Annotated in this window: 19 protein-coding genes; 6 read left to right on the top strand and 13 right to left on the bottom strand. The window is 67.5% G+C overall.

What is annotated here, in order from left to right:
• Positions 1-126: 126 nt before the first annotated feature.
• The 5 genes from argC (at position 127) to AC3A56_RS01965 (ending at position 6093) form a co-directional block, all read left to right on the top strand.
• Complete coding sequence (gene argC, locus AC3A56_RS01985; RefSeq protein WP_487769177.1) at positions 127-1080, top strand: N-acetyl-gamma-glutamyl-phosphate reductase; 954 nt, start codon at positions 127-129, stop codon at positions 1078-1080.
• Between the two features lie 128 nt (positions 1081-1208).
• Positions 1209-2513 (top strand): argininosuccinate lyase, encoded by a 1305-nt coding sequence (gene argH / locus AC3A56_RS01980; RefSeq protein WP_487769176.1) that lies wholly within the window; start codon positions 1209-1211, stop codon positions 2511-2513.
• Positions 2514-2528: 15 nt separating this feature from the next.
• Positions 2529-3668: an acyltransferase family protein gene (locus AC3A56_RS01975; RefSeq protein ID WP_487769175.1), complete on the top strand. Its 1140-nt coding sequence runs from the start codon at positions 2529-2531 to the stop codon at positions 3666-3668.
• A complete protein-coding gene (gene proB / locus AC3A56_RS01970; protein ID WP_487769174.1) occupies positions 3665-4834 on the top strand; it encodes a glutamate 5-kinase in 1170 nt (389 codons plus the stop codon). The genes AC3A56_RS01975 and proB overlap by 4 nt, the downstream gene beginning before the upstream one ends.
• Entirely contained in the window at positions 4831-6093 is a 1263-nt protein-coding gene (locus AC3A56_RS01965) for a glutamate-5-semialdehyde dehydrogenase (protein ID WP_487769173.1), read from the top strand. Before proB ends, AC3A56_RS01965 begins: the two co-directional genes overlap by 4 nt.
• 10 nt (positions 6094-6103) lie before the next feature.
• Here AC3A56_RS01965 and AC3A56_RS01960 read toward each other — a convergent pair whose 3' ends face one another.
• From AC3A56_RS01960 to AC3A56_RS01925, 8 genes are all read right to left on the bottom strand, one after another.
• A complete protein-coding gene (locus AC3A56_RS01960) occupies positions 6104-6604 on the bottom strand; it encodes a pyridoxamine 5'-phosphate oxidase family protein (protein WP_487769172.1) in 501 nt (166 codons plus the stop codon).
• Positions 6605-6703: 99 nt separating this feature from the next.
• Positions 6704-7990 carry a kynureninase gene (kynU, locus tag AC3A56_RS01955; protein ID WP_487769171.1) on the bottom strand — a complete coding sequence of 429 codons (1287 nt, stop codon included), beginning with the start codon at positions 7988-7990 and terminating at the stop codon, positions 6704-6706.
• 118 nt (positions 7991-8108) lie between these two features.
• Positions 8109-8627: a hypothetical protein gene (locus tag AC3A56_RS01950; protein WP_487769170.1), complete on the bottom strand. Its 519-nt coding sequence runs from the start codon at positions 8625-8627 to the stop codon at positions 8109-8111.
• Positions 8624-9658, bottom strand: coding sequence for an amidohydrolase family protein (locus tag AC3A56_RS01945; protein ID WP_056765598.1), 1035 nt, complete (start codon positions 9656-9658; stop codon positions 8624-8626). The genes AC3A56_RS01950 and AC3A56_RS01945 overlap by 4 nt, the downstream gene beginning before the upstream one ends.
• A 66-nt stretch (positions 9659-9724) precedes the next feature.
• The gene (locus tag AC3A56_RS01940) at positions 9725-11809 is read right to left on the bottom strand and encodes an FUSC family protein (RefSeq protein ID WP_487769169.1); all 2085 of its coding nucleotides are present in this window, start codon (positions 11807-11809) and stop codon (positions 9725-9727) included.
• Between the two features lie 72 nt (positions 11810-11881).
• The gene (locus AC3A56_RS01935; RefSeq protein ID WP_487769168.1) at positions 11882-12235 is read right to left on the bottom strand and encodes a hypothetical protein; all 354 of its coding nucleotides are present in this window, start codon (positions 12233-12235) and stop codon (positions 11882-11884) included.
• Between the two features lie 8 nt (positions 12236-12243).
• Entirely contained in the window at positions 12244-12807 is a 564-nt protein-coding gene (efpL, locus tag AC3A56_RS01930) for an elongation factor P-like protein EfpL (protein WP_056713934.1), read from the bottom strand.
• Positions 12808-12913: 106 nt separating this feature from the next.
• Positions 12914-13681, bottom strand: coding sequence for an SDR family NAD(P)-dependent oxidoreductase (locus tag AC3A56_RS01925; RefSeq protein ID WP_056713931.1), 768 nt, complete (start codon positions 13679-13681; stop codon positions 12914-12916).
• Positions 13682-13888: 207 nt separating this feature from the next.
• Between AC3A56_RS01925 and AC3A56_RS01920 the strand changes: the two genes are divergently transcribed.
• Positions 13889-14263: an RcnB family protein gene (locus tag AC3A56_RS01920; RefSeq protein WP_040672741.1), complete on the top strand. Its 375-nt coding sequence runs from the start codon at positions 13889-13891 to the stop codon at positions 14261-14263.
• Between the two features lie 71 nt (positions 14264-14334).
• Here AC3A56_RS01920 and AC3A56_RS01915 read toward each other — a convergent pair whose 3' ends face one another.
• From AC3A56_RS01915 to AC3A56_RS01895, 5 genes are all read right to left on the bottom strand, one after another.
• Positions 14335-14913: an N-acetyltransferase family protein gene (locus AC3A56_RS01915; protein ID WP_487769167.1), complete on the bottom strand. Its 579-nt coding sequence runs from the start codon at positions 14911-14913 to the stop codon at positions 14335-14337.
• 13 nt (positions 14914-14926) lie between these two features.
• Positions 14927-15181 (bottom strand): YdeI/OmpD-associated family protein, encoded by a 255-nt coding sequence (locus AC3A56_RS01910; protein WP_487769166.1) that lies wholly within the window; start codon positions 15179-15181, stop codon positions 14927-14929.
• Between the two features lie 67 nt (positions 15182-15248).
• Positions 15249-15527, bottom strand: coding sequence for an iron chaperone (locus AC3A56_RS01905; RefSeq protein WP_487769165.1), 279 nt, complete (start codon positions 15525-15527; stop codon positions 15249-15251).
• A gap of 8 nt (positions 15528-15535) precedes the next feature.
• A complete protein-coding gene (locus AC3A56_RS01900) occupies positions 15536-16024 on the bottom strand; it encodes a GNAT family N-acetyltransferase (RefSeq protein WP_487769164.1) in 489 nt (162 codons plus the stop codon).
• On the bottom strand, positions 16021-17340 hold the full coding sequence (locus tag AC3A56_RS01895; protein WP_487769163.1) for a metal-dependent hydrolase family protein: 1320 nt from the start codon (positions 17338-17340) through the stop codon (positions 16021-16023). Before AC3A56_RS01895 ends, AC3A56_RS01900 begins: the two co-directional genes overlap by 4 nt.
• Positions 17341-17380 lie beyond the last annotated feature (40 nt).

The raw sequence follows: 17380 nt of genomic DNA, 5'->3' as shown, positions 1-17380 counted from the left end.
TGCATGCAGGGGAGGGCTGGGGTGGGGTCGCTCTTGATCTTGATGTGAAGATCAAAAGCCTCACCCCCTCCCGACCTCCCCCTGCTGTGCAGGGGGAGGAGAAAGCAGCATCGCAGGAGTGGATCGGTGACACACGACAAGAAAACCATCGGCATCGTCGGCGCACGGGGCCACACCGGCACCGAGCTGATCCGCCTGATCGCGGGGCATCCGGCGCTGGAACTGAGCTTTGTGTCCTCGCGCGAGCTGGACGGCCAGCGCGTCGACGCCCACGTGCCCGAGTATCGCGGCGAGCTGCGTTACAGCGCGCCGGCGCACGAGGACCTGCCGAAACTCGGCGCCGACATGGTGATCCTGGCCTTGCCCAACGGCAAGGCGGCGGCCTGCGTGGAGGCATTCGACCAGGCCGGGGTCGATCCGATCATCCTCGACCTCTCCGCCGACTACCGCTTCGACAAGCGCTGGTATTACGGCCTGCCCGAACTCGCCCGCGACAAGTGGCGGGGCGAGCGGCGCATCAGCAACCCCGGTTGCTACGCCACCGCGATGCAGCTTTCCATCGCGCCACTGAAGGACCTGCTGGCGGCGCCACCGGTGTGCTTCGGCGTGTCCGGCTACTCGGGCGCGGGCACCACGCCGTCGGACAAGAACGATCCGGAAAAGCTGCGCGACAACCTGATGCCGTACGCGCTCACCGGCCACATGCACGAGAAGGAAGCCTCCTTCCAGCTCGGCGTGCCGGTGGAATTCATGCCGCACGTGGCGCCGCATTTTCGCGGTCTCACGGTCACCAGCAACCTGTACCTCAGCCGTCAGCTGAAGCGCGAGGAGGTGCTGCAGCGCTTCCATGCCGCTTACGCCGGCGAGAAGCTGGTGTCGGTGCTGGACGATGCGCCGTGGGTCAGCCGCGTTGCCCACCAGCACCACGCCGAGATCGGCGGCTTCGCAATGTCGACGGACGGCAAGCGGGTGGTCGTGGTGGCCACGCTGGACAACCTGCTGAAAGGCGCCGCCACGCAAGCCATGCAGAACATCAACCGCGCGATCGGCGTGGACGAATACACCGCCATTCCCATCTGACCGCCGTCATTCCCGCGTAAGCGGGGCTTTCAACAGACGAATGTCTGATCATCCAGCGACTTCACCGTGCAACGACACTGGACTCCAGCTTTCGCTGGAGTGACGAATCAAATGAGCGAGACCCGGCCATGACCCAACCCCTCTGGCAAAAATCCGGCGTCCGGATCGACGCGAAGATCATGAAGTTCCTCGCCGGCGACGATGTGTTGCTCGATCGCGAGTTCTTCCTGCACGACATCACCGCCAGCAAGGCGCACGTGGAAGGCCTGGCCAACATCGGCGTGGTCAGCGCCGACGAGGCCGCTGCGCTGAAGCGCGAGCTGGATGCGCTGGCTGCGGATTTCAGCGGCGGCGCCTTTGTGCTGGACGAGCGTTACGAAGACGGCCATTCGGCGATCGAGGCACGCCTCACCGAGCGCCTGGGCGACGCCGGTCGCCGCGTGCACACCGGCCGCAGCCGCAACGACCAGATCCTGGTCGCCACGCGGCTGTGGCTGAAGGACAAGCTGGCCGCGCTGGAAACGCATTGCCGCGCCATCGCCGAAGTCTGCCTCGATCGCGCCGCACGCGAGTCGCTGCCACTGCCGGGTTACACCCACCTGCAGCGCGCGGTGGTGTCGTCCACCGCGATGTGGTTTGCCGGCTTCGCCGAAGGCTTCATCGACAATGCCCTGCGCGCGCGGCAGACACTGGCGCTGATCGATGCCAACCCGTTGGGTACCGCCGCGGGTTACGGCGTGAACCTGAAGCTCGATCGTGAACACACCACGCAGGCGCTGGGCTTCGCCCGCATGCAGGTCAGCCCGATCTACGCCCAGCTGTCGCGCGGCAAGTTCGAGATGGCGGTGCTGGAGGCGATCGGCGGTGCGCTGCTCGACCTGCGCCGGCTGGCCTGGGACCTGTCGCTGTTCACCACCGCCGAATTCAACTTCGTGCAGCTGCCGTCCGAGTACACCACCGGCAGCTCGATCATGCCGAACAAGCGCAACCCCGACGTGATCGAGCTGCTGCGCGCGAGTTACGCCAGCGTGGCCGCCGCGCGCACCGAGATCGAGCAATTGCTGTCGCTGCCGTCCGGCTACCAGCGCGACCTGCAGTTCTCCAAGGGCTCGATCTTCCACGGCGTGCGCCACGGCCTGATGGCGCTGGAACTGGTGCCTGACTTGCTGGCGCGATTTGCCTGGAACGAAACGGCCATGCGCGCGGCGATCGAGCCGGCGATGTACGCCACCGACGTGGCGATCGAGCAGGCCGCCGCCGGCGTGCCGTTCCGCGATGCGTATCGCGCCGCGGCGGAAGCGGCTGCTTCAGCCGGCGAAGGACGCACGCCGGAAAGCAGCCTGGCGCTGCGCACGTCGGCGGGAGCGGCAGCCGATCTTCGTCTCGACGAGCTGGCCGCGCGGCTGGCAGCGATTGCGCAGGCAGCGGACTGAGGCGACACTCGACCCATGTCACGCCAGCACCCATCCAACAACTTCGACGCGGTGCGGCTGGTGGCTGCATCCATGGTGCTCTGCGCGCATCAGGCCGCATTGAGCGGACGTCTGGAACCTCAGCCGTTTGGACTGCTGACGCTGGGTACCATGGGCGTCCTCGTGTTTTTCGCGGTCAGTGGCTACCTGGTCGCGCAGAGCTGGGACCGGGACCCGCATGTCCTGCGTTTCGCGGCCAAGCGCTTCCTGAGGGTCTGGCCAGGGCTGGCCATGGTCACGGTCGTGGCGGCGCTGGTGCTGGGGCCCCTGGTCACGCAGATCCCCCTGGGTGATTACTTTCGTTCCCCGGTCACCTGGGACTACTTTTCCCAGCTGTACTTTGGCGTTCGTCTGTTTTTGCCCGGGGTGTTCGAGCACGCATCGTTTCCGGGGGTGAATGGTTCGTTGTGGACCATTCCGATCGAAGTGCGCTGGTACGGCGTGCTGATGCTGGCTGGACTGTGCGGTCTGCTGCGCGCCCGTTTTCGCTACCTGCTGCTGTTGCTGATTATCGGATATGCGGCCTACATCTTTTTGATCTTCGACGTCCAGCACAATCCCCAGGCGCGGTTCCTTCGGCCGGACTTTGGCTGCGAATACGGCAGTTACTTCTGCTACGGCGTACTGCTCTTCCACTTTCGCGACATATGGCGCAAACGCGGCCTCTGGATGACCGGCGCGCTGGTTCTGGCTGCCGCCGGAGCGGTGGTGCTCGACCACGGCTATACCGCGCTGTTCCTGCTTTTGCCCTGGCTGGTCATCCGGTTTGGCACGTTGTCCACGCCGGTGATACGACGTTTCGGCCGTTTCGGGGACTTCTCCTACGGCATCTACATCTACGCTTACATGCTGCAGCAGCTGACCTTGTCGCTGATGGGCATCCATCACCCGTACTGGCTGGGCCTGATGGTGTCGGCCGTCTGTATCCTGGTTTGCGCGGTGCTTTCGTGGCACTTCGTCGAACGGCCGGCGCTGGACCTCAAGCGTTACCTGCCCGGCGCGCTGCGTCCGGCAGGTGAAGCGACCATGCCGGATGCAACGCTATCGTTGCAGGGCGTCGGGGGTGCAGGTGCTTCGGTTATTGCATTGCCTGCCTCCGGCGACGGCGCGCCATGAAGGCTGCACGGGAACTCGCCAGCCAGACTCTGCCGCCGTGGCGCCGCGCCGTGCTGAAGGTGGGCAGCAACCTGCTCGCCGCCGATGGTGGCGGCCTCACGCCGCGCTACGCCGAAGCGATGGCGGGTTTCATCGCGGCCAGTCATGCAGCCGGTCGTGAAGTGGTGCTGGTGTCTTCCGGCGCGGTGGCGGCGGGGCGGGCGCTGCTGCGCCAGCACGCGAGTGACGGTGGCGGGCTGGCTGCGCGGCAGGCGCTGGCCGCGCTGGGGCAGGCGCCGATGATCGCGCTGTGGCAGTCGCTGTCCGCCCGGCCGGTGGCGCAGGTGCTGCTGACCCACGACGACCTGCGCAATCGGCGCCGCTACCTCAACGCACGCGCCACCCTGCGCGAGTTGCTGCAGCTCGGCGTGCTGCCGGTGGTCAACGAGAACGACACCGTCTCGGTGGACGAATTGAAACTCGGCGACAACGACAACCTCGCCGCGATCGTGGCGGCGCTGGTCGATGCCGACCTGTTGCTGATCGCCTCCGACGTCGACGCGCTGTACAGCGCCGACCCGCGCCGCGACCCGGCCGCCACGCCGATCGCGCACGTGGCCGCGCTGACGCCGCAGATCCTGGCGATGGCCGGCGACAGCGGCAGCGTGGCTGGCACCGGCGGCATGCGCACGAAACTGGAAGCCGCGACCAAGGCCGCGGCCGCGGGCATTCCCACCGTGCTGTTCAGCGGTCGCGAGGCGGCCACCGTGCAGGCGCTGCGCGACGGTGAGTTGCGCGGCACCCTGATCGCCGCGTCGTCGAGCCGGATGCAGGCACGCAAATACTGGTTGCGCCATGCGCCGGCGGCCAGCGGACGGGTCCGCGTCGACGCCGGCGCGGCGCGCGCACTGGCCGGCGGTCGCGTCTCGCTGTTGCCCGGCGGCGTGCTGGATGCGCAGGGCGAGTTCCATCGCGGCGACCTGGTCGAGATCGTCGATGCCGACGGCCGCGCCATCGCACGCGGCATCAGCCAGTACGGCGCCGCCGAAGTGCGCCGACTGGCTGGCCGGCACAGCCGTGAGATCGACGGCGTGCTGGGCTACAGCTATGGCAACGAAGTGGTGCATCGCGACGACCTCATCACCATGGACAGCCCGGTTGCCCCGGGCCAGGAGATCAGCGCATGAGCACGATCATGGAGCAGGCGCTGGCCTGTCGCGATGCCGCCCAGGTCGTCGCCGCGCTGGGCAGCGATGCGAAGCGGGCCCTGCTGCGCGACATGGCCGACGCACTGGAAGCGCGCTCCGCCGACGTGCTGCGGGCCAATGCGCGCGACATGCAGGCTGCCGCCGACAAGGGCGTGCAGGGCGCGCTGCTCGATCGCCTTCGGCTGGACGAGGCGCGCATCGCCGGCATCGCCAACGCGCTGCGCGAGGTGGCCGAGCTGCCCGATCCGGTCGGCGTGACGACACGTCGCGAGACGCGGCCGAACGGCCTGTCGATCGAGCGCGTACGCATTCCGCTCGGCGTGATCGCGATGATCTACGAGGCGCGCCCCAACGTCACCGCCGACGCCGCTGCGCTGTGCCTGATGGCGGGCAACGCGGTGATCCTGCGCGGTGGTTCCGAGGCGATCCATTCCAACACCGCGATCGCCGCCGCGTTGAAGTCTGCCCTGGAAGCGCACGGCGTGCCCGCTGCCGCCCTGACCCTGGTCGAGGATCTGCGCCGCGAGACGATGGTGGAATTGCTGCAGCTGGTTGACATCGTCGACCTCGCCATCCCGCGCGGCGGCGAAGGCCTGATCCGTTTCGTGGCCGAGCACGCGCGCGTACCGGTGATCAAGCACTACAAGGGCGTCTGCCATCTGTACGTGGATCGTGCCGCCGAGCCCGACCTGGCGCTGGATCTGCTGATTGACGGCAAGACCTCGCGCCCCGGTGTATGCAACGCGCTGGAAACCTTGCTGGTTCATCGCGATGTCGCCGAAGCGTTCCTGCCGCAGGCGGCAAAGGCACTGCGCGAGCACGGCGTCGAGCTGCGCGGCGACGAACACAGCCGCGCCTTGGTGCCCGACATGCGCGCGGCGACTGACGACGACTACGCCGCCGAATTTCTGGACCTGATCCTGGCCGTGCGCGTGGTCGACGATCTCGATGCAGCCATCGCCCACATCCGCCGTTACGGTTCCGACCACACCGAAGTCATCGCCACCGCCGACGAAGCGGCCGCGCTACGTTTCGTGCAAGCGATCCGTTCCGCCGTGGTGATGGTCAACGCCTCCTCGCGCTTCAGTGACGGCGGCGAGCTGGGCCTCGGCGCCGAGATCGGCATTTCCACCACCCGCCTGCACGCCTATGGCCCGATGGGCGCCGAGGCGCTCACGGTGGAGCGCTTCGTGGTGCGCGGGGAAGGGCAGACTAGGCATCCGCAGAACCGGATCTGAGCGAGGGTGCTCAGCCTTCCAGATGTCCCTGCTTGCCCAGATCGCGGGGTTCGTCGTCGAGCATGCCGCGGGCGAAGTCGAAAGCCCGTGCGATGAAATTGCCTTTCGCTTCCCAGTAATTCGCATCGCGTACCCGCACGCGCAGGACCATCAGGTTCGGATCGTCCCTGCCTTCGGGGAAAAAGATCTTCTGGGCGGGCGACCACAGTTCGTCGATGGTGTCCTCGTCGCGATCCATGCGTGCACGTCCGCGCACGGAGACGTAGCGCTGATCACCCGGATACGCATACGCGAGGTTCACCTCCGCGTCGTCGGTAAGTTCTTCCACCTTGTGACTCCTGGCGGCGGTGAAGAAGATGATCTCGCCGTTGGCATCGATCTTCAGCGTCTGCAGCGGACGACTGACCAGCGAGCCGTCCGCCGCATGCGTGGTCATCATCGCCACCTCGATGTCGTCGATCATCTCGCCCAGCTTGCGCAGGTCGCTGTCGCGCGGTGCTTCGTTCTTCATGAGTTTCCCGCCGGTTGAAAACCGCATCATCAACGGGCAGGGCTCAATATCCGATGAAATCGACGTGTAGCCGGTGGCAACTGCGTGATGCGCCGCCAGTCAGAGTTTGCCGTTTCGATGCCACTGGCCGACCGCCTCCGCAAACGCCAGACAATCCGCAAACCGGTTGTACAGCGGAGCAGGGGAGATGCGGATGACGTCGGGTTCGCGCCAGTCGCCGATGATGCCGTTGGCCATCAGGTGTTCGAACAGGGCGCGGCCGCGTTCGCGGCCGCCGATCACGCGGATCGACAGTTGCGCGCCGCGGCGGGCGGGAGCGGCGGGCGTCACCACCTGCAGCACGTTGCCGAGCTGGGTCTGCACCAGCCATTCGAGATAGCCGGTGAGTTGCAGGGATTTCTCGCGCAGCATGGCCATGCCGGCGCGGCGGAAGATCTGCAGCGATACGCGCAGCGGGGCCAGGGCCAGGATCGGCGGGTTGGAGAGCTGCCAGCCGTCGGCGCCGGCGGTGGGCTGGAACTCGGGGCCCATCTGGAAGCGGGTGGTCTTGTCGTGGCCCCACCAGCCGGCGAAGCGCGGCAGCACGGCGGTGGCGTGGCGTTCGTGCACGAAGGCGCCGCCGACGGCGCCGGGGCCGCTGTTGAGATATTTGTAGCTGCACCAGATCGCGAAGTCGGCGCCGCTGTCGTGCAATTGCAGTGGCAGGTTGCCGACGGCGTGGGCGAGATCGAAGCCGACCACGCAACCATGCTTGTGCCCCAGTGCGGTGATCACCTCGATGTCGAACGCCTGGCCGGTGCGGTATTGCACGCCGGGCAGCATCACCAGGGCGATGCGCGAGCCGTGTTCGGCCAGCGCGCGTTCGATCGCGGCGAGCGAGGTGGTGCCGTTTGGTTCGTCGGGCTGCAGCTCGATCAGCGCGGTGGCCGGGTCGAAGCCGTGGAAGCGGATCTGCGATTCCACCGCGTAACGGTCGGTGGGAAACGCGCCGCCCTCGATCAGGATCGCCGGGCGCTCGGCGGTGGGGCGGTAGAAGCTGACCATCATCAGGTGCAGGTTCACGCCCAGGGTGTTCATCGCCACCACTTCGACGGGTAGCGCGCCGACCACGGCGGCGAGGTCGTCGCGCACGAACTCGTGGTAGTCCATCCACGGCAGGCGGCCCTTGAAGTGGCCTTCCACGCCCAGCTCGCCCCAGTAGTCCAGTTCCGCGTTGACTGCTTCGCGTACCGCGCGTGGCTGCAGGCCCAGCGAGTTGCCGCAGAAATAGGTGCTGTCGCGACCTTCGTGCGGCGGGATCAGGAACGCGTCGCGGAATGCGCGCAGCGGATCGGCGGCGTCGCGGGCGTTGGCCCAGTCGTGGGTGGCTTCGAACGTGACGGACATCGGGATTCTCTTGGAGTCGGAGCCTCCGGCTGCTTTCAGGGGAGGTCGGGTGAGGCGAGGAGCCAGAGCGACCCCACCCCAACCCTCCCCTGCGTTGCAGGGGAGGGAGCGGTACGAGTTACTTCAATTGCGCGGCGAGGGCGGCGCAGCCCTTGTCGAAATCGGCTTTCCAGGCGGCGCCGGCCTGGGTTTCGCTGGGGCGCATGCAGCGCAGCTGGATGGCGTGGCCGTTCTTGAACCAGTAGTGCTCGGTGTAGCTGAAGGCGGTGCCGTTTTCCTGCGCGGTGTAGATGTTGCTGTTGGGACCGGGCGGCGTGTCGGCGACCTTGTAACCGGGCAGCGCCATCGCCTTGGCGGTGGCTTCGCTGCGGTACTGGTTGAAGCTGTTGACGTCGGCGACCTGCTTCACCGTGACGGTGACGCGGGCGAGGCTGTTCTTGCCGGTGGGCGAGGGGTCGGGCACCTGGAATACGTGGGCTTCGGGGTCGCCCTGGGTTTCCATGATGCCCAGCCAGCTGTCGGGCGTACTGAAGGTGACGGTGCCGTCGGCCATGCTGACGTCGGTGGCGTGCACGCCCGTGGCAAGCAGGGTGGCGGCGAACGCGATGGCGAGGGTGGTGCTGCGCAGGAGGTTCATGCGGATGCCTTCGAAAGGGAATCGGGAGCGAAGCGATGGAGAGGCAGGCCCAGCCATTCCAGCGCGGTGCCGTGGAACAGCCGCGCGCGGTCGGTGTCGTCCAGGCCCAGCGCCTCGATGCCGCTGCCGGGTTCCTGCTCCCCCAGCGGGAAAGGATAGTCGGTGCCCAGCATCACCTGGTGTGCACCGGTCACATCCAGCAGGTAGCGCAGCGCCTGATCGTCGTGCACGCAGGAGTCGAAATAGAAGCGCTTGAGGTATTCGCGGGGGTTGCGCGGGTTGTCGGTGGCGACCAGGTCCGGGCGCATCTTGAAGCCGTGCTCGATGCGGCCGATGGTCGAGGGGAAGCTGCCGCCGCCGTGGGCCAGCATCACGCGCAGTTTCGGTAGGCGTTCCAGCACGCCGCCGAAGGCCAGGCAGCAGGCGGCGCGCGATTGCTCGGCCGGCATGCCGACCAGCCACGGCATCCAGTATTTGGGCATGCTGGCCATGCCCATCATGTCCCACGGGTGCACCAGGATCGCCGCGCCGAGGTCGGCGGCGGCCTCGAAGAAGGGAAACAGCTCGGGCGCGTCCAGGTTCCAGTCGCCACAGTGCGAGCCGATCTGCACGCCTTGCAGGCCCAGCTCGTCGATGCAGCGTTCCAGTTCGCGGATGGCAAGGTCCGGGGCCTGCAGCGGCACCGTGCCGATGCCGGCGTAATGGCGCGGGTAGTCGCGGCACAGCCCGGCCATGTGGTTGTTCAGATGGCGATGCAGTTCCAGTGCCTGATGGCCCGGTGCCCAGTACGAAAACAGCACCGGCACGGTGGAGATCACCTGCACGTCGACGCCGAAGCGGGCGTAGTCGTCGATGCGGGTCTGCGGGTCGAACGCCGAGTCCCAGACTTCGCGGAAGAAGCGGCTGTCCTTGTAGATGCGGTGTCGCCCGTCGGTATGGGTCATCACCGGAAAGCGGTCGTCGCCGTACTTGGCGGCCAGGTTCGGCCAGTCGCGGGGCAGGATGTGTGCGTGGGTATCGATCTTGAGCATCCGCGCAGTGTAAAACCTCTGCGCCGCGGCGTCGCGCCGCAGTGCGGAGGCGTGCGGCGGGATGGCTTACGGGGCCGGCGCGCCGTCGGAGCGGCTGCGGTTCATCACGTGGGCCAGGGTGTTGATGTTGTCCACCAGGCGGTCGCTGATCCGCGCCAGCAGGTCGGCGGCGACGCGGTCGTCGCTTTCCCGCACCGAAGCGACCAGGGCGCGTTGCATGGCGCGCAGGTCGGGCAGGGCATCGGCCGCACGCTGTTCGCGCAGTGCGTTGGCGAGGTCCCGCAGGTTGCCGGCAGCCTGCTCGACGAAGCGGCCCAGGGCCGGCTGGTCGGGCAGGGTGGAGAGATCGTCGAGGGTGGCCTCCAGCGTCATCGCGGTGCGCGCCAGCCGGTTGCCGTTGGCGAACAGCGCGCGAGCCAGTGCCAGCAGTTCGGGCGGCGTGGCCGGTTCGGTGCGCATGCGGTCGATCGAGGCCTGCGCGTTGGTGCGGGCGGTGCGCGCCGCGGTGCGTGTGTCGCGATGGGTGGCAGCCTGCGCGGGTTGCGCCAACGCGTGCAGGTAGCTGGCGTAGGCATCCAGCATCACCGCCAGCGCAGCACGGGCGCGACCGCGCTCCCAGGTCGGCCACGCCACGTAGGCGAGCAAGGCCATGCCGCAACCCAGGGCAGTGTTGATCACCCGGTCCGACACCGCCAGGCCGGGATTGACGCCCTCGAACGACAGCAGGATCACCACGGTGCCGGTCAGCGTCGCCACCGCGATGCCGTAGTGGGCGCCGGCGAGATAGCGGAAGGCCATGCACAGCACCGCCATCAGGGCCAAGTGTGCCCACGGTTCGTCGGGCGTGATGTGCAGCAGCACCGTGGTCAGCACCAGGCCCAGCACGGTGCCGAGCACGCGCAGCAGGCCGAAATTGAAGGTGGCGGCGAAGTCGGGCCGCAGCACGATCGCCGCGGTCATCGGCAGCCAGTAGCCGTGCGGCAGCTGCAGCAGGCGCGAGACCCACAAGGCGACGCTGAGGCAGGCCGCCATGCGCACGGCATGCCGGAACGCCACCGAGCGCGGGGTGAGGCTGGCGCGCAAGGTGGCCAGGGCGGAGCTGCTGCGCAGGGCCTTCGGCAGGCGGGTTTCCGCCGCGCTGGCACGCAGCTCGCCGCGACTGCCGGCCCAGTCGGCGTTGCGCACGGCGGCGGCCAGCTGGCCGGCCAGCGCATGGATGTGCGCGGCCAGTCCGTCGAGCGTGCCGTCGCCGTCGAGCAGCGCCTGCTCGCTGGCGCGCAAGGTCTGCAGTGCACGAGCGGCCTGTTCGGGCGACTCGCCCTGTTCCAGCGCGCTGGCAATGGCCGCCAGCACCCGTGCGGCGTCGTCGCGGAACAGGCCGTGGATCGCCGGGTTGGCATGCAACTCGATCATCGCGGTGAGTTCCAGCCGGATCCGCTCGGCCAGTTCCAGCAGCACGCCGAAGGCCTCCATCGCCCGGCCATGCGCGCGGTGGCGACCCAGCAGGGTCTGCTGCAGCGTGGTCATCGCCTCGGTCAGCGCCGGCACCTCGGCATCGTCGTGGTTCTGTTGCCGGGCCAGCGCGGCAAGTCCGCTGTAGACATTGGCCAGTGCCAGACGCTCTGGCCAGTAGCGCTGCAGCGGCCATGCGGCCAGCGAAAACGAGGTCAGCAGCAAGCCACCGGCGAAGATCAGGGCGGCGCCGCCAAGGGCGTGCTCCAGCGAGGTCGGCGTGGAGGCGGTGATCACCAGCAGGATCATGCTGGTCATGCCGACCCGTGCGGTATCGGTGCCGAACACCACCAGCAACCCGCCAAAAAAGCCGCAGGCGGCCGTGGCGACCAGGATGGGCAGCAGCTGGCCGCCGATCAGGAAGCCGACCAGCGCGGCGAGCCCGGCCGCCAGCGACGCCAGCAAGAGCTGGCGCATGCGCTGGCGATACGGCCCCGGCTGGTCGGAGAACATCGTGTCCAGCGCACCGGCGGCCACGCCCAGGCCGATCTGCGGATAGCCGGTGGCCATGCCCACGGCCAGCGGCAGCACCACCGCCGCGGTATTGCGCACCACCACCCGCCACGGCACGTCCGGCCGCTTGATGACGGTGAGGCTTTCGATCGCATGGGCGCGTAGCGAATAACCGCTGGAGGGCATGGATATCGGGTCGCGGTGACGTCGGAAGGTTGATTCTGCACTACGCGGACGCAGGTCGTGGCGGGCAGCCGCTCAGCCGTCCGTGCCGGCGTCCGCTGGCATGCCGTCTTCGTCGAAGGCGCCCAACCGCTCGCTGATGCGCGGATCGCTGCTGTAGCGCTTGCGCAGTGTCTTGAGCTCGTGCGGCAATGCGTTGCAGCGCAGCTCGTCCATCCGGCGGTTGACCTCGACGTCGCGCGCGGAGCCATCACCGCCGAACTCGCCCGCGAAATGCAGGCAGCTTTCGCTGCGTTCGATGAACTTCGTCACCGGCCGGGGCCAGTCCGCGTCGCCCGCACTGGCGGGCAATGCGGAAGCCGCCTGGATGAGCAGCGCGGCGAACAGCAGGGCAAGCCTGCTGCCTGGCCCGCCCCGGTTCGTCGGCATCAGGGGACTCAGGCGCGCCCGGCGAACTCGCCGGTGAGCGTATTCACCCACACCTTCTCGTCGTTGCTGATGTACTCGGGCACCTGCACTTCGATGCCGGTGTTGAGCTTCGCCGGCTTGTTGCGCTTGGTGGCGCTGGAGCCCTTCATTTCCGGGGCCGTGTCGACCACGGTCAGCACGATGCTGGTGGGCACCTGCAGGCCGACCGGCGCGTCGTCGATCACCTGCACGTAGTAGCCTTCGGTGTCCTCGACGATGTAGCCGGCGTTGTCGCCGACCAGTTCGGGCGAGAGGAGGTACTGGGTGTAATCCTCCGCGTCCATGAAGACGAACGCGTCGCCATCCATGTACGAGAAGTTCGCCGCGCGGCGAACCAGGTCCATCTCGCGCAACTCGTCATCGGCACGCAGGCTGAGATCGAACTTGCGTGCGCCGGGGATTGAATACAGGGTGAAGCGGAAGGTGACGTTGCCGCCACGCGCGCTGGGCGAGCTGCGCTCGATGTCACGCACCTGGTAGACGGTGCCGTCGTGCTCGACCACGTTGCCTTTCTTGACGTCGGAAGCTTTCATAAGTCAGGAGTGAGTTCAGAGGAGTGAGAAGTGAGAGAAGAGCAAAGGCGTGTGGTGAAGCGGCATGAGGCGAGTTCTCTCTCACTCCTCTCCACTCACTCCTCGCTTATTTGGGTTGCAGCCGCACCGCGCCATCCAGCCGGATCGTCTCGCCATTGATATAGCGATTGCCCAGGATGAAGGCGACGGTGCTGGCGTATTCGTTGGGCTGGCCCAGGCGCGAGGGAAACGGGATCGAGGCGGACAGCGACTGCTGCACGGACTCGGGCATGCCGTCGACCATCGGGGTCCAGAAGATGCCCGGGGCGATGGTCGCCACGCGGATGCCGAAGCGGGCCAGTTCGCGCGCCATCGGCAGGGTCATGCCGACCACGCCGCCTTTAGATGCCGAGTAGGCGGCCTGGCCGATCTGGCCTTCGTAGGCGGCGACGGAAGCGGTGTTGATGATCACGCCGCGTTCGCCGTCCTCGCCCGCCTCGTTGTTCTGCATCAGCGCGGCGCCGGCCTTGGCCACGTTGAAGCTGCCGACCAGGTTCACCATCACCGTGCCGGAGAAGGTGGCCAGCGGCATCGCGCCTTCCTTGCCCAGCACGCGGCCCGCGCCCAGGATGCCGGCGCAGTTGATCACCACGTTGAGCCCGCCCATGGCGTGGTGCGCGGCGGCGACGTTGGTGGCCACGCCGTCCTCGGAAGTGACGTCGGTGCGGAAGAAGCGCGCGGCGTCACCCAGTTCCTTCGCGGCCGCCTGGCCCTTGTCCTCGTTGACGTCGAACAGCGCGACCTGGCCGCCGTGGGCGACGAAATGCTGCGCTACCGCATGGCCGAGGCCGGAAGCCCCGCCGGTGATGATTGCCTTGACCTGATCGAGCTGCATGGGAAATCCTTGCTACCAGTGCCGAAAAACCGCCATGGTAGCCGACCGGCGCCTGCGACTGCAGGCTGAACATCAAAGCCTGTCGCGACAGGGGATTCACGCGGCGTTGGGGTGACTCCGGCCATGTTGGCGTCGAACCGCCAGGCAGGTCTTTCCGTAGTCGTCACGACGGTTCTTTCCAACCAACGCAAGGGCGCAACCATGAACATGAAAAAGCTGCTGAGTCTTTCTGTGGCATGTGGCGTGGGGCTGATGCTGGCCAGCGGCTCCGTGCTGGCACAGGATCACGGCCGGGGTCACGGCCATGGCCACGATCGCGACCGACATGGCTACAACGACCATCGCGGCCATGATCACGGTCATTACTCGAACTGGCGCGACCGCGGCCGCCACGAAGGCTGGTACCGACGCGGTGGCTACCTGCCGGTGGAATACCGCACCCGCTACGTGGTGACCGACTGGCGTCACGACCGTCTGCGTCCGCCGCCCCGCGGCTACCACTGGGTGCGCAGCGACAACGGTGACTTCCTGCTGGTGGCGATCGCCACCGGAGCGATCGTTGATTTGCTGCTCAACCAGTAAGCCGGTTCGTTCGTGATGCATGAAGGCGTGCCCGCTATCGCGGGCACGCCTTTTTTGTGGCGGTACCGCTCCTAAGCGCTTCGGCCCTGGTCTTCCAGCAGCGAATGCAATGGCGCCGACGGAAGCCGGGGAAACGGCGTGACGGCGATGGGCGGATTCGCCGCAGGCTGCAGCTCCTTCTGCCACACGCCCACGTCCCACCATTGCCCCAGCTTGTAACCGCACTGGCGCCACACGCCGGCGGCCGTGAAACCCATCGACTCGTGCATCGCCACGCTGGCCGTGCCGGGCAAGGTGATCACGCCGACGGCCTGGGTGATGCCCTGCAGGCGCATCACGTCCAGCAGCACGCCGTAGAGCTTGCGGGCGATGCCACGGCGGTGTGCGTCGGCGCGCACGTAGATCGAGGTCTCGGCGATCCAGTCGTAGGCGGCGCGTTCGCGGAAGCGGCCGGCGTAGGCGTAGGCCAGCACCTCGCCGGCTTCTTCCCAGACCAGCCAGGGGTAATGCTTGAGGCGTGTACGAAGGCGTTCGCGCATGGCGTCCACGCCGGGCAGTTCGGTTTCGAAGGTGGCCACGCCGTCGCTGATCGACGGTGCGTAGATCGCGTGGATGGCGGCGGCGTCTTCGTCGCGGGCGGTGCGGATCATGAGATTGGCGCCTTCAGCAGTTCTCGTATTTCCAGTGGCGTTTCTTGCCTTCGGCCAGCCACTCCAGCGTGGTGGCGAGGCGTTTCTGGCGCGTCGCATCGGTTTTTGCCTCGACGATCCAGTCAACGTACTCGCGCTGTGCGCCGGGGCCGAAGCCTTCGTACGTCTTGCGGGCCGCCGCGTGCTTCTTTTGCGCGAGCAGGGTGGCCAGTTCGTCCGGCAGGGTTGGCGCGGGTTTCGCAGCGGCCTTCGGGCGTGACTTCTTCACGCCGGCCTCGTTCAGAGCCATCGCCTTTTCAAATACGTGGCGAGCTGTTTGTCCCGAGGCAGATCCTTCAGCGAAGCGAGCTTGCCGAACTGCCCCATGCCGTCCTCCTCGCTGCCCCAGTCACTTCCTTCGACAACCAGAAACCGAAGCTGCAATGCTGCTTGAACGCGGCCATCATGCACATCGGTGCCGCCTTGTAGCTGAAGAACGGCATGCCCCACTTGATGCCTTCCTCCACCTCGGGGCAGGCGCTATGCACGCGTTCGCGCAGGTGCTCCAGGATCGGCCGGGCGAACTCGGCGGATTTCGCGATATAGGCATCGATGCGCGGATCGCGGTTCGACATGGCTCACCTCACAGGTCGCGGATGAAGAAGCGGTCGCAACTGAAATGCCCGGTGCCGCCCATCGGCGCGCACAACGCGGTGAAGCCGCTGCGTTTGTACAGCGCCTGCGCTGCGTCCATGCCGGTCAGCGTTTCCAGGTAGCAGCGGCGGAAGCCGTGCGCGCGGGCCGCGTCGAGGCAGCGCTGCATCATCGCCGTGCCGGCGCCGATGCCGCGCGCGGCGGGCAGGAAGTACATCTTGCGCAGTTCGCACACGTCGGCTTCCGCGTTCTGCAAGGGCGCCACGCCGCCGCCGCCGATCACCGTGCCGTCGCGCTCGACCACGAAATAGCTGCTGCGCGGTTGTGCGTAGGACTGGTACATCGTGTCCACCTCGGCGTCGTGGATTGCGAAGCCGGGGCCGTCGGCGCCGAACTCGGGCATCACGGCGCGGATGATCGCGGCCATCGCCGCGTTGTCGCTGGATTCGATGGGGCGGATCAGGAACGTGTCGGTCATGGCGTCGCTGCGGGAGTCAGATAGGGGAGACCGGCCTTCATCACGAAAACCGGGTGCTGCAGGGCGCTGATCTGCGTGCTCGGATCGCCGTCGAAGGCGACGAGGTCGGCCGCCAGGCCCGGCGCGATGCGACCGAAGCGCTGCGACTGGCGCAGGATCTTCGCTGCCACGTCGGTGGCCGCATGCAGTGCCTGGACCGGAGTCATGCCGTCGGCCACCATCGCCGCCGGTTCGCGCCAATTGTCGCCGTGGCGGAACACGCCGACGTCGCTGCCGTTGCCGATCGTCACGCCCAGTTTCAGGGCGGTGCGGAACGCGTGCTCCGCTTCGCGCATGCGCTCGGTCGGTTCACTCTTGCCGGGCACGTAATGCTGGAAATATTCGGCAGTGGACTCGACCGCGGTGAGCGTGGGCTCGTAGGCGGTGCCGTGCTGCTTCATCAGCTTGAAGGTGGCCTCGCTGGCGCCGTAGCCGTGTTCCACGCTGTCCACGCCGGCTTCCACGGCCATGCGCACGCCGGCGTCGCTGGCCGCGTGCACGGCCACCGGGCGGCCGGTCTGGTGCGCAGTGTCGATCAGCGCCTTCAGTTCGGCGGGATTGAAGGTGGGGGCGGTGGCGCCGTCGGGACCGACGCGGTAGTCGCCGTAGATCTTGATCCAGTCGGCCCCGCGCGCCGCCTGTTCGCGCACCGCCGCCATCGCCTGATCGACGCCGCTGACTTCCTGCGCGCCGCCGGGCAGGGTGATGTCCGGACGGAAGCCACGCGGGCCGGGACCGTAGCTGGCGGTGGCGACGATCGCGCGGGTGGCCACGAACAGGCGTGGGCCGGGGATCAGGCCTTCCTCGATCGCGCGCTTCACCGAAACATCGGCAAAGCCGGCGCCTTCGGTGCCCAGGTCGCGCAGCGTGGTGAAGCCGGCGAGCAAGGTGTCGCGCGCGTGTTTTGCCGCCAGCAGCGTGCGGTAGTCCTGTGGCTCGGTCAGCACCTGGTCATTCCACAGCGTCTCGTTGTAAGGATGCAGGAACAGGTGCGAGTGCAGGTCGATCAGGCCCGGCGTGAGCGTGGCGCCGGGCAGTTCGACGCGGCGGGCGTCGGCAGGCGCGTGGATCGAGCCGGCCGGGCCGACTGCGGCGATGATGCCGTCATGCACCAGCACGGCCCAGCCTGCATGCACGGCATCGCCGTCGGCGGTCCAGACACGTTCGGGCAGCAGCAACCAGTCGCCCTTCGGCGTGGCGGCACCGGCGGACAGGCTGCAGGACAGGATCAGCAGTGACGCCGCCGTCCGCCACCAGGTCATCAGGCTCGTGCGCATCGCTTCATCTCGTCGACCGAAAGCCGATGATAGTGATCGC

It is taken from the genome of Rhodanobacter sp. Soil_C_14 (assembly GCF_057657335.1).
Note: the sequence above shows the minus strand (reverse complement) of the source record. Positions and strands in the feature narration are given on the sequence as shown.